Below are 13,100 nucleotides of genomic sequence, written 5' to 3' on the forward strand. Positions count from 1 at the left end.
TAGAGCACCTGGTTTGGGACCAGGGGGTCGCAGGTTCAAATCCTGTCTTCCCGATTTGTAATTTAATATTTTCCATATTGGTTACAGTATGGCGGTGTAGCTCAGCTGGCTAGAGCGTCCGGTTCATACCCGGGAGGTCGAGGGTTCGATCCCCCCCGCCGCTATAAGCAATCCACGACTTGGTCGTGGATTTTTTGTTTTTATTTTTATCTGTCTTGCTATTTTTCTGAAAATTTTTTCGTAAAAAAGACTTGCATTGGCCGGGAATTGCTGTATACTAGTAAACGTGCTTACGAAACGGCCCGTTGGTCAAGTGGTTAAGACACCGCCCTTTCACGGCGGTAACATGAGTTCAAATCTCGTACGGGTCATATGGAGGATTAGCTCAGCTGGGAGAGCATCTGCCTTACAAGCAGAGGGTCACAGGTTCGAGCCCTGTATCCTCCATTGTTCAGAAGGTTACCGGACGGTAATCTTTTTTTTTACAAAAAACTGAACAAGTTAAAATATTATTTGTTACAAGTCCTGATAGGATTCACCAAATTGGTGAAGATGCCTTGTAACCGTGTAGCTAGTCTATAGGGGGACACACATAGATGGAAAAGCACTTATTTACGTCAGAATCAGTTTCAGAAGGACACCCGGACAAGGTCGCTGACCAGATCTCCGATGCCATCCTGGACGCGGTACTCGCGCAGGACCCGCAAGCCCACGTGGCCTGTGAGACTTCTGTAACTACCGGTTTGGTCTTGCTCTTCGGGGAAATCTCGACCACGGCTAATGTTGACTACCAGCAGGTCGCGCGAAAGACGATCCGTGAGATCGGCTATAATGACCCGGACCTGGGCTTTGACGCCGACAACTGCGCTGTATTGGTAGCACTGGACAAGCAGTCGCCTGACATCGCCGGCGGGGTTGATGAAGCCCTGGAAGTCCGGGGAGTAGACAATAGCGATGAACTCGACCAGATCGGGGCCGGTGACCAGGGGCTCATGTTTGGTTTCGCCATCAACGAAACGCCGGAACTGATGCCTTTGCCGATTTCCCTGGCCCACCGCTTGATGCGCAAGCTGGCTCAGCTGAGAAAGGACGGGACTTTCCCTTGGCTGCGGCCAGATGCCAAGGCCCAGGTCACGGTGGAATACGATGATGCCGGCAAGCCTAAGCGGGTGGACACGGTAGTTATTTCTACCCAGACCAGTCCTGACGTGACTAACGAAGAGATCCGGGTGGCCATGGTCCACGACGTGATCAAGGAAGTCATCCCTGACAAGTTCCTGGATGACAAGACCAAGTACCTGATCAACCCATCTGGTCGCTTTGTTATCGGGGGGCCAAAGGGCGACGCCGGTTTGACTGGCCGCAAGATCATCGTCGACACTTACGGCGGCTATGCCCGCCACGGCGGCGGTGCCTTCAGCGGCAAGGACGCCACCAAGGTCGACAGAAGCGCCTCATACGCTGCCCGCTATGTGGCCAAGAACATTGTAGCTGCTGGCCTGGCTGACCGCTGTGAAGTGCAATTGGCCTACGCCATTGGGGTAGCCCACCCGGTTTCCATCATGATTGATACTGCCGGGACCGGCAAGGTGAGCGACCAGCTTTTGACCGAAGCTGTCCGGGCCAACTTTGACCTGCGGCCAGCCGGGATCATCAAGATGCTGGACTTGCGCCGGCCAATCTACAAGCAGACGGCTGCTTACGGCCACTTTGGCCGCACTGACATCGACCTGCCTTGGGAAAAGACCGACAAGGCTGAAGCTCTCCGAGCTTTCGTCAACGGCCGCAAGTAATATTTTTACGACAACTGAATACACGTAAGACATAACGTAACATAAATTTCGTTGGAGAAAAGAATGAAGAAAACAAACGTGAAAATGGTCACGCTCGCTGTCTTTATCACCACTTTTATGTCCGCCATCGAAGGCACCATTGTTTCGACCGCGATGCCAACCATTATCGCCGATTTGGACGGGCTGGCAATCATGAGTTGGGTGGTGTCTGTCTTTCTGCTGATGACGGCAGTCTCAACGCCAATTTATGGGAAACTGGCTGATAGCGTAGGACGCAAGCCAGTTTTTTTATTTGGCATCGGACTTTTCGTGCTCGGCTCAGCCCTCTGCGGCTTTTCGCACTCAATGGTGGAATTGATCATCTTCCGCGTCCTGCAGGGACTTGGTTCAGGGGCCATTCAGACAGCAGGGGTGACGGTTTTAGCCGATATGTATGACATTGACAAGCGGGCCAAAATGCTGGGTCTGACCTCGGGTTTCTGGGGCCTGGCTTCAGTTATCGCTCCGCTTTTAGGCGGCTTTATCGTCCAGCACTTGTCTTGGCACTGGGTCTTTATGATCAACGTGCCAATCGGCTTGATCGCCTTTTTGCTGGTTGCTTGCTACCTGCATGAGGATATTGCTAAAAATAAATTACAGATCGACCTCAAGGGCAGCTTCAGCTTAGTCATCTTTTTGCTTTCCCTAATGCTCCTTTTGCAGGGGCTGGAAAAAGGCTTCAGCTGGACCTTGCTGGCTTTGGCGGCAATCATGCTGGTCAGCCTCTGCCTTTTTGTCAAGGTAGAAAAAACTGCCGCTGACCCGATCATTCCTTTCAGTATCTTGAAAGACAAGGAATTTTTGGCGGTCAACATCTTGCAGCTCCTGGTGTCCGGGGTCGTGATCGGCTTTGAATTCTATATTCCGACCTGGCTGCAGGGGATCAACGGGGTCAGCGCCTCAATCGCCGGCTTTGCCATTACGCCAAGCTCCCTTTTATGGGTCTGCGGGTCCTTCCTGGCCGGCGACCTTATGGGCCGGTGGGGGACGCAGAAGTTCTTTGACGCCTCACTCTTTCTTTTGCTTGGGGCTGACCTGGCCTTTATCTTGATTCCAACCTACACGCCATTTTGGGTCTTCTGCTTGATTGCCGTCTTCAACGGGATTGGCTTCGGCAGCATCGCCACGGCCAGCCAGGTCCGGGCCCAGATGGTGGTCGACAAGAGCCAGGTAGGGGTGGCAACTTCTTTTAACACCTTGATGAAGTATCTGGGTCAGACCGTGATGATGGTCTTTTACGGGATGACCTTCAACGCGGTCGTGGCCAGCGGGCTCAAAAAGCACCCTTCCTTGACCAGTGAGATGATGAACAAGATTGTCTCCCCAGCCCAGGCTAAAAGCCTGGATCCGGCCGTTTTGGCTCCTTTGCGGGAAATCCTGCACTCAGCCATGCGGGGGATCTACATCGTTTCTTTGATTGCCTTGCTTTTGTCTTTGGTCTTCAACCATATCTACCGGCAGAAGAAGGATTAGGCAAAATATGAATGCAAACAAAAATCTGCTCACGACTGGTGAGCAGATTTTTTGTTATTAAGGATTTAGTTTATTCTTTTTGTCCAAGGCCTTGAAAAAGAGCCAGCTGGCCAGGGAACTGAAGGCCAGGCCCTCACACCAGCCGCCTAAGACGTCGCTTGGCCAGTGAACGTGCAGGTACATTCTGGTAAAGCCAATCGACAGGGTGAAGAAGATGCAAAAGCCTATCAACCAGTATTTCAGCGGCTTCTTTTTTACCAGGACGACGATCAAGGCGATCAAGACCAAGGCCAAAGTCATAGAGCCGACTGAGTGGCCAGACGGGAAGGAGAAGCCGTCGGCGTGAACCGTTTTGTCCATCCGGGGCCGCTGGCGCTGAATGATGTTCTTGATAACCGAGTTGCAGTAATTAGCCGCGATCATGGTCAAGCTGGCGAAGACGGCGTGGATATAGTTCCGCCGGTAGATCAGGAAAAGGACCAGGATCACCGTAAAGACCGTGATGGTTAGCGTGTTGCCAAGCTGGGTCCAGTAAAAGGTCAGCTGCTTTTCGACTGGATTGTTGTTTCTGATGGCATTGTAGACTACCGTGTCAAAAGCCTTGATAAAGGGATTCTTGCTGGCGATCAGGTAGACCCAATAGGCAAAAAAGATGCTGAAGGCGCCGCCAAAAATTAAAAGCGGCTGATAATTAACTTTATTTTCTTTCGTATTCAATTGTTTTTAATTTTTCTCCTTGTAAAATTTTGGCCATGTGGTAAAGTATAATCGTTATAGAGAAAATAATAAAGGGCAGGGAGTAGTAGAAATTTTTCTTTCTTCAGAGAAGAGCCGGTGGCTGCGAGGCTTGAAAGAGAAATTTTGAACTCACCCGGACAATGCCAAAGTGTTGTTTCGCTTTAAGAAACATTTGAGTGTCACGCGAAAGCGTGGAACTTAGGTGGTACCGCGAAACAATTCGTCCTATGTTTGAACATAGGGCGTTTTTTGTTTTTAGGAAAGGATTTAGCAGATGTACAACCATAAAGTTGTCGAAAAGAAGTGGCAAAAGTACTGGCTGGAAAACAAGACTTTTAAGACTGGGACTGACCCAAAGAAGCCAAAGTACTACGTACTTGACATGTTCCCTTACCCATCAGGCAAGGGGCTGCACGTTGGTCACCCGGAAGGCTACACGGCTACTGACATCATGGCCAGAATGAAGCGGGCTCAAGGCTACAACGTCTTGCACCCAATGGGCTGGGATGCCTTCGGCCTGCCGGCTGAACAATACGCCCTGCAAACTGGTAACGACCCGGCTACTTTCACTGACCAAAACATTGCCCACTTCAAAAAGCAGCTGCAAGCTTTGGGCTTCTCCTATGACTGGGACCGGGAAATCAAGACCACTGACCCGAACTACTACAAGTGGACCCAGTGGATTTTTGAACAAATGTACAAGATGGGCCTGGCTTATGAAGCTGAAGTGCCAGTTAACTGGTCACCAGACCTGGGCACGGTCGTTGCCAACGAAGAAGTTATCGACGGCAAGACTGAACGGGGCGGCTACCCGGTTTACCGCCGCAAGATGCGGCAATGGATGCTGAAGATCACCGCTTACGCTGACCGTTTGCTGGATGACCTGGATGACTTGGACTGGCCAGAACCGATCAAGGAAATGCAAAGAAACTGGATCGGCCGCTCAGTTGGGGCTCAAGTAACCTTCAAGATCAAGGATTCAGACAAGAGCTTTGACATCTTCACCACCCGGCCAGACACCCTCTTTGGCTGCTCATACACGGTTTTGGCACCGGAAAACGACCTGGTCAAGGAAATCACTACGCCGGAACAAAAGGAAGCAGTTGATGCCTACATCAAGTCCATCGAATCCAAGTCTGACCTGGAAAGAACTGATTTGAACAAGGATAAGACCGGGGTCTTCACTGGTGCTTACGCCATCAACCCAGTCAACGGGGAAGAGGTGCCAGTCTGGATCTCTGACTACGTTCTGGCAACTTACGGGACCGGGGCAGTTATGGCTGTTCCAGCCCACGACGAAAGAGACTACGCTTTTGCCACTAAGTTCGACCTGCCAATCAAGGAAGTCGTTGAAGGCGGTGACATCAGCAAGGAAGCCTTTGCCGGCGACGGTGCCCACGTCAACTCAGAATTTTTGAACGGCCTCCGCAATGAAGAAGCCAAGGCCAAGATGGTCGACTGGCTGACTGAAAAGGGCGTCGGCGAAAAGAAGGCCAACTACAAGATGCGGGACTGGAACTTCTCCCGTCAGCGCTACTGGGGTGAACCAATCCCGGTTATCCACTGGGAAGATGGGGAAACCACTTTGGTGCCAGAAGACGAATTGCCGCTGCGCCTGCCTAAGGAAACCAACATCAAGCCTTCCGGCACTCCGGAAAGCCCGCTGGCTAACCTGACTGACTGGGTTAACGTTGTTGATGAAAACGGCCGGAAGGGCAAGCGGGAAACCAACACCATGCCGCAATGGGCTGGTTCAAGCTGGTACTTCCTCCGCTACATCGACCCGCACAACGACAAGGCTCTGGCAGACCCGGAACTCTTGAAGAAGTGGCTGCCGGTTGACCTCTACATCGGCGGGGCAGAACACGCGACCCTGCACCTGCTTTACGCTAGATTCTGGCACAAGGTCCTTTACGACCTGGGCGTCGTGCCAACCAAGGAACCATTCCAAAAGCTCTACAACCAGGGCTTGATCCTGAAGAACCATGAAAAGATGTCCAAGTCCCGCGGCAACGTGGTCAACCCAGACGATGTCGTTGACGAATACGGTGCAGACAGCCTGCGGACTTACGAAATGTTCATGGGGCCACTGAATGCTTCAATCGACTGGGACGACAACGGTCCTTCCGGTGTCAAGAAGTTCCTTGACCGGGTATGGCGGACTTTTGTCAACGACCTGGACCTGGACCCGATCCCGTCTGAAAAGATCAGTGACGAAAACGACGGCAAGCTGGACAAGATCTACAACGAAACGGTCAAGGTCGTTACGGAACACTTTGAAGAATTGCGCTTCAACACTGCCATTTCCCAAATGATGGTCTTCATGAACGCCTGCCAAAAGGTCGACAAGATTCCGCGGGAATACGCTGAAGGCTTCGTCAAGCTGATGGCGCCAGTTGCTCCGCACATGATGGAAGAAATCTGGCATGTCTTCGGCCACGACGAAAGCGTGCAGTTTGCTAGCTGGCCAACTTATGACGCAAGCAAGCTGGTTGAAAGCACGGTTGAAATGGCTGTTACGGTTAACGGCAAGAAGCGGGGCAACTTCCAAATCGCCAAGGATGCAAGCAGAGAAGAAGCCCAAGCTGCCGCAACCGCTCTGCCGCACGTCAAGGAATTTTTGGAAGGCAAGGAGATTAAGAAGGTCATTGTCGTGCCAAACAAGATCGTGAACATTGTTGCCAAATAATCTAAAATTTTCCTAAAAAATCAATTTATGGTATATTTCAAGCTGGATCAGGAATATGATAGTAGGTTGAAGTATAAGGATTAGGGAAGTTTTATGGCAAAAAACAAATCACAGACCAACTCCCAGGCCCAGCTTTTAAAGGGCTCGGCCTGGATGACTATTGGCTCTATCCTGTCGCGGATTCTTGGGGCGATCTATATCATCCCTTGGTATGCCTGGATGGGAAAGTTTGGCAACTTGGCCAACTCACTGACGGCGAAGAGCTACAACATCTATAGCCTGTTCATTATCATCTCCACCGCGGGCATTCCAGGGGCAATCGCCAAGCAGATTGCCAAATACAATGCCCTTAATGAATACGGGGTCGGCCGCAAGCTCTTTAGGCACGGCCTGGTCTTGATGGGAGCTTTCGGGATCATCTCAGCGGCCTGCATGTACTTTTTGGCCCTGCCGCTGTCTGGTTTTAACCCCCAGGAAGTTCCGGTGATCCGGAGCCTGTCCATCGCGGTTTTGATCATCCCGATCTTGAGCATTCTGCGGGGCTATTTCCAGGGCTTCAACGACATGATGCCAAGTGCCATGTCCCAGTTCGTGGAACAGCTGGCCCGGGTGATCTGGATGCTTTTGACGGCCTATGTGATCATGCGGGTCCAGCATGGCAATTATGTTGACGCGGTAACTCAGTCTAACCTGGCTGCCGCGATCGGGGCCGTGTTCGGTATTGGCCTGCTGGTGATTTTTTACCTCAAGCAGAAGCGGACGGTGGATCCCTTGATCGCCCAGTCCAACAACCAGGTGCAAGTTTCGACCAACAGCCTGCTCTTTGAAATCATCCAGCAGTCGATTCCCTTCATCATCATTGACTCTGGGATCAACATCTTCCAGCTGGTGGACCAGTATACCTTCCACCCGATGATTGCCAGCTTCATGCACGTGCCTTTTGATGAAGTAGAAAGCTGGTACGCCTTGTTCGGCTTGAACGCCAACAAGCTGATCATGATCGTGGTTTCCCTGTCAACGGCCATGGCAGTTACCGCCATTCCGCTTTTGTCAGGGGCCCATGCCAGAAGGGACTACCGGGATATTTCCCGCCAGATCGGCAATACCTTGGAACTTTTCCTGTTTGTCTTATTGCCGGCTTCACTGGGGATGGCCGCGATTTCAGATCCTCTGTACACGATCTTCTACGGCTATGACCGGCTGGGAGCCCATGTCTTGTACCTGTCCTCCTTTACGGCCATCAGCTTGGGGATGTTTACGGTCCTCATGGCCATCTTGCAGGGGCTGGACGAGAACATGTACGCGATCCGCTATTTGATTCTCGGCTTGGTCATCAAGTCAATCGTCCAGTATCCGATGATCCGTCTCTTCAAGGTCTATGGCCCGCTTCTGGCGACCAACCTGGGCCTTTTGGCGGTCATCGCCATGTCCCTCAAGCACCTCAGCGTGAAATACCGCTGGCGGGCTGACCGGACCATGCGGCGCTTTATCGGGATTGCCAGCTTCTCCTTAGTGATGTTCGCGGCAGTGTTTGCCACGGTCAAGCTGGGCGGGCTCTTCCTCAGTCCATACCGCCGTCTGTCAGCCATGCTGCTCAGTGCTCTTGCGGTTGGGGTAGGCGTAATAGTCTACGGGGCCTTGAGCCTTAAAACCGCCTTGGCTGAAAACATCTTGGGCAGCCGGGTGACCCGGATCATGCAAAAGTTCAGATAAGTTTGGATAAAAAGAATAAGAGTCATTGAAAGATCCTCCTTTTGGAGGGTCTTTTTTTCGTCTTTTTTTCGCCATTTTTGGAATTTTTTCATTCGCTTTTTTGCCCAGATCGTCTATTCATGGCAAAAATCTTGCGAAAAAAGTTGCAAAAGGTCTTGGTCTGACGGGGGATAGGCGGTCTTTTTGATAAAACTATTTTTTAGTTTGTGAATAAAAACAATTCGATGATTGCCAGTACTTTAACAGAAAAGTCTTTTGGAAAGATTGTTATTTTGACAAAGGAAACGGTTACAAGAAATTCCTCCAAAAAACTTGTAAGAAACTGTTGACATTTTTTCACAAAAGGGCAATAATCAATAGTGAAAAGTGAAAAGGCTTACAAGCCCTAGTGATATGAGGTGAAAACAATGGAAGTTAACGACAAGAAGGAATTGACTGAGGAAGAACGCCAAAATGCATACGTTCTTTGGTTTAACCAACTGCGCCGCGAAGACGTGGCCCTGGTTGGGGGCAAATCATCATCATTGGGTGAATTGACTTCAGGTACTGACGTGCCAGTGCCTTATGGCTTCGCGACTACTGCTCACGGCTACCGGCACTTCATGGAAGTCAATGGCTTGAACGAGAAGGTAAATGCCTTGCTGGCAACTTTGAAGGACCCAGAAGACTCAGAAGAACTGCACCGGGTCTGCAGCCAGATCAGAAAGATCATGCGCGAGGCACCAATGCCGGAAGACTTGGCCGAAGACATCGGCAACTCATATGACGAACTGGCCAAGATGACCGGGCAAAACGAACCATACGTTGCGGTTCGTTCAAGCGCTACGGCCGAAGACCTGCCAGACGCTTCATTTGCCGGGGAACAGGACACTTACCTTAACGTTAGAAGTCGCAAGGATGTTATCCGCAAGGTACAAGACTGCTACGCTTCCCTGTTCACGGACCGGGCAACCTACTACCGGATCAAGCAGAACTTCCCGCAAGAGAAGGTTGCTTTGTCAGCAGCTGTCCAAATGATGGCCTTCTCCAAGTCAGCTGGGGTTATGTTCACGGTTAACGTTGCCAACGGTGACGACACCAAGGTCATGATCGAAGGTTCATGGGGCCTGGGCGAATACATCGTTCAAGGGACGGTTACCCCGGACAACTTCGAAGTTGACAAGGAAAGCATGCAAATCGCAAGCAAGACCATCAACAACAAGAACATTGAATTGATCCGTCTGCCAGGCGGCGGGGTTGAACAAAGAGACGTCCCAGAAGACGTGGCCAAGACTCCATGCTTGACTGACGAAGAAGTCATCGAACTTGCCGGCTACGCTAAACAGATTGAAAAGCACTATGGCTGCTACATGGACATGGAATGGTCCAGAGACCAGGACGACAAGCTCTGGCTCGTTCAAGCCCGTCCGGAAACTGTTTGGTCACAAAGAAAGAAGGAGGGCGGCACCAAGGAAGAAACTGACGTTAAGGCTCCAAGCTCCAACAAGGTTTTGGTCAAGGGTCTGCCAGCCAGCCCAGGCGTAGCTTCTGGTATCGTGCACGTAATTGACGACCCGAAGGACATCGGTGAATTCAAGGAAGGCGAAATCCTGGTTACCTTGATGACCTCACCAGACTGGGTACCAGCCATGAAGAAGGCGGCCGCTATTGTTACCAACAACGGTGGGATGACCTGCCACGCCGCTATTGTTTCCCGGGAAATGCAGATCCCATGTATCGTTGGTACCGCCAGCCGGGGGACTTTTGCAACCAGATTGCTGAAGACCGGCCAGGAAGTAACGGTTGACGCCAAGAACGGGGTTGTCTACCAAGGCGTAGCCGAGGAAGTCGTTAAGCCAAAGAAGGCTGAGACCGCGCCAATGGCTGCTGCTGAATACTTCCCGCCAACGGCAACCAGAGTCATGATGAACCTGGGTGACCCGGACCTGGCTGAAAAGTACTCAACTCTGCCAGCTGATGGTATCGGTTTGATGCGGGAAGAATTCTTGTGGACCACTTACATCCACCAGCACCCGCTTTACTTGATTGAAACCGGCCACCCAGAACGGGTTGTCAACGAACTGGCCAACGGGATCAGCAAGGTCTGCCGGGCCATGAACCCAAGACCAGTTGTCTTAAGATTCTCTGACTTCAAGTCCAGCGAATACCGGAACTTGAAGGGCGGGGAGAAGTACGAACCGCATGAACCAGCTGACCTGCTTGGCTGGCGCGGGGCAAGCCGCTACTACGACCCGAAGTACATTGAAGCCTTCAAGCTGGAACTGGAAGCAGTCAAGAAGGTTAGAAACGAATTCGGCCTCAAGAACTTGAACGTCATGATCCCATTCTGCAGAACTGTTGAAGAAGCAGAAAAGGTAACCAAGATCATGGCTGACGAAGGGCTTGAGCGCAGCCGTGACTTCAAGGTCTTCATGATGGCGGAAATTCCATCCAACATCATTTTGGCTGACAAGTTCAACAAGTTTGTTGACGGCTACTCAATCGGGTCAAACGACTTGACCATGCTGATCATGGGGACTGACCGGAACAACGACGCCGTTTCCGCCCTCTACGACGAACGCAACCTGGCTGTTAAGCGGGCAATCCGTCACTTGATCAAGACCGCCCACAAGGATGGCAAGACCGTTTCCATCTGCGGCCAGGCACCTTCAGAATACCCAGACTTCACTGAATTCTTGGTTAAGAGCGGGATTGACTACGTTTCCGTAAACCCGGACATGGTTAAGGAAACCAAGCTCAACGTGGCTCACTTTGAACAAAGAATCCTGCTGGATAAGGCTACTGGCCTGGGGATGCAGGACACTGAAGATTACGAATGGTAATTAGACTGATTTGATCATCAAGTCGCTCCTTATGGAGCGGCTTTTTTGTTGAATATTGCAAAAATCAAGCATTTCATGTCAATTTGACGTAAAATTGAAAATGAATTATCATAATTTTTTTAGCAAAAATCAGCACTTTAAGTTAAGAGGAAAGCAGATACATGGCACAACAATACTACTCAATGGATCAAATCGCAAAATTGGCACAGGTTTCCCAGCAGCAGGTCTACTACCTGATCAACATGAAGTTTAAGTTCAAACCGACCTTGACTGACCCGACCGGCAATAAATTTTATGACGAGCGAGCGGTGGGCCAGATCTTCCAAGAGCTGGGCAAGGTCCTGCCCAAGTCGGCAGCTTCGCCGGCAACCGACAACGGCCTTTTGGACATCAATGCCCTGGCAGAAACCACTGGCCTGGGCAAGAAGAAGCTGCGGATCTTTTTGCGGGAACACAAGGAATTGAAGCCAGACTTCGTTGATGAAAAGAACCACAACAAGAAGTACTGGGGACCAAACGCCATCCAGTACATCAACGACCACTTCGCAGCTGAAGAGGAAAAGGCTGAAGAAAAAGCAACAGACCAAAAGACTGAAGCTGAAGAAAAGAGCTCTGAGGCTGAAGTCAAAGAAGAAAAAGCTGCAGAAGCAGTAGAAGCAGCAAAGACTGAAGACAAGCCAGCAGAGGAAGAAAAGCAAGAACAAGAAAGCCAGGAAAAGCAAGTAGAGACTACTGATACAGCCGAAGAAGAAAAGGTTGCAGAAGAAGCAGAAGAAAAAGAAGACAAGCCAGCTGGTCCGCGCTTTATCAAGAAGGCACCGCGTCCGGCAACGGAAAAATTAGTTGAACACCCGCAAGTTGAATTGCCTTTTGCCTTTGACGATACCGAGGAAGCCGAAAACAAGGCTGAGGAGGCCGAAAAGCCTGCTACTAAGCCAGAGGCCGGGGAAGAAGCAAAGCCGGCCGAAAAGGCTGAAAAGAGCCATGAGCCGGCAAATGACCAGCAGTTTGTCGTCCGTAAACGTACTAGCGACGACAAGCGGGGCCGGGGCAATTACGGCAAGCGCAGAAACAACCAGAGAAATGGTTACCAAAACCAAAACCGGACCAACAATTACTCTAAGCGGCGGGAACTTTTTGCCGGCAAGATGAAGCTGGTTACGGAAAAGGGGACTTTCTACACTGACCAGTTTGCCAGCCTGGAAGAACTGGCAGAATTCGTCTTTTCATCTAAGGACAGCTTCATGAAGGTGGAGAAGTACAACCGGGGCGAATTTTCACCAGCTTACATCTCAACCAAGAGCATTATCGAATTTGAAGAAGCTTAAAAAAAGCGGATCGGATGATCCGCTTTTTGCATGCTTTCATTGATAAAATTTTGTCTAATATTCATAGAATCTTTCTTAAAGCTGTGAAAAGCAAGAGATTGTCCTGGCAATATCCAAGAAAATAAAATTAATATTTTCACAATGTTGACAGCGCTTACAAGAAGCCTATAATTATTAATGTAAGTAATTTTTTGAAGGTATTAAATGTAAGGAGATTCACTTATGGCAAAAATTAAGGGTGCTAACGCAGTTTTAGATGTTATGTACAAGTGGGGGATTGACCACCTCTATGGTTTCCCAGGCGGTTCATTCGACTCAACCATGAACGCGATCTATGAAATGCAAGACAAGATCAAGTTCATCGAAGTTCGTCACGAAGAAGCTGCTTCTCTGGCTGCCTCAGCAGAATACAAGCTTACTGGCAAGCTTGGCGTCTGCATGGGTTCAGCTGGCCCTGGTGCCATCCACTTGATGAACGGCTTGTACGACGCTAAGTACGACAAGA

General features: G+C 50.4%; 8 protein-coding genes, 3 tRNA genes, 1 riboswitch and 1 other annotated feature. Of the genes, 10 read left to right on the forward strand and 1 reads right to left on the reverse strand.

The annotated features are described in order from the left end of the window. Nucleotides 1-90: 90 nt before the first annotated feature. From ACI32D_RS01160 to ACI32D_RS01180, 5 genes are all read left to right on the forward strand, one after another. Nucleotides 91-164 (forward strand) — tRNA-Met (locus ACI32D_RS01160). 135 nt (nt 165-299) lie between these two features. Beyond that, nucleotides 300-371, forward strand: a tRNA-Glu gene (locus tag ACI32D_RS01165). Between the two features lie 3 nt (nt 372-374). Next, nucleotides 375-447, forward strand: a tRNA-Val gene (locus ACI32D_RS01170). A gap of 64 nt (nt 448-511) precedes the next feature. Further along, a riboswitch (SMK box riboswitch) is annotated at nt 512-599 on the forward strand. Continuing rightward, nucleotides 597-1,793 (forward strand): methionine adenosyltransferase, encoded by a 1,197-nt coding sequence (gene metK / locus ACI32D_RS01175; protein ID WP_439774835.1) that lies wholly within the window; start codon nt 597-599, stop codon nt 1,791-1,793. (Overlaps the previous riboswitch by 3 nt.) Nucleotides 1,794-1,856: 63 nt before the next feature. After that, a complete protein-coding gene (locus ACI32D_RS01180) occupies nt 1,857-3,305 on the forward strand; it encodes an MDR family MFS transporter (protein WP_439774836.1) in 1,449 nt (482 codons plus the stop codon). A gap of 57 nt (nt 3,306-3,362) precedes the next feature. On the opposite strand, the gene ACI32D_RS01185 is transcribed toward ACI32D_RS01180, so the two are convergent. After that, nucleotides 3,363-4,022 (reverse strand): phosphatase PAP2 family protein, encoded by a 660-nt coding sequence (locus ACI32D_RS01185; RefSeq protein ID WP_439774837.1) that lies wholly within the window; start codon nt 4,020-4,022, stop codon nt 3,363-3,365. Nucleotides 4,023-4,091: 69 nt separating this feature from the next. Then, nucleotides 4,092-4,274: a binding site (T-box leader), on the forward strand. A 43-nt stretch (nt 4,275-4,317) separates the two neighbouring features. On the opposite strand from ACI32D_RS01185, the gene leuS reads away from it, so the two are divergent. From leuS to ACI32D_RS01210, 5 genes are all read left to right on the forward strand, one after another. Next, the gene (leuS, locus tag ACI32D_RS01190; RefSeq protein WP_439774838.1) at nt 4,318-6,732 is read left to right on the forward strand and encodes a leucine--tRNA ligase; all 2,415 of its coding nucleotides are present in this window, start codon (nt 4,318-4,320) and stop codon (nt 6,730-6,732) included. 93 nt (nt 6,733-6,825) lie between these two features. Beyond that, complete coding sequence (locus ACI32D_RS01195; RefSeq protein ID WP_439774839.1) at nt 6,826-8,445, forward strand: putative polysaccharide biosynthesis protein; 1,620 nt, start codon at nt 6,826-6,828, stop codon at nt 8,443-8,445. A 407-nt stretch (nt 8,446-8,852) separates the two neighbouring features. Further along, nucleotides 8,853-11,267 carry a phosphoenolpyruvate synthase gene (gene ppsA, locus ACI32D_RS01200; protein ID WP_439774840.1) on the forward strand — a complete coding sequence of 805 codons (2,415 nt, stop codon included), beginning with the start codon at nt 8,853-8,855 and terminating at the stop codon, nt 11,265-11,267. A gap of 161 nt (nt 11,268-11,428) precedes the next feature. Beyond that, nucleotides 11,429-12,595: a hypothetical protein gene (locus ACI32D_RS01205; protein WP_439774841.1), complete on the forward strand. Its 1,167-nt coding sequence runs from the start codon at nt 11,429-11,431 to the stop codon at nt 12,593-12,595. A gap of 222 nt (nt 12,596-12,817) precedes the next feature. Further along, nucleotides 12,818-13,100, forward strand: a 283-nt coding sequence (locus tag ACI32D_RS01210) for a thiamine pyrophosphate-binding protein (protein WP_439774842.1), incomplete at its 3' end; no start/stop codon positions are given.

The sequence above is a fragment of the Lactobacillus sp. genome (genome assembly GCF_051873315.1).
GTDB lineage: Bacteria > Bacillota > Bacilli > Lactobacillales > Lactobacillaceae > Lactobacillus.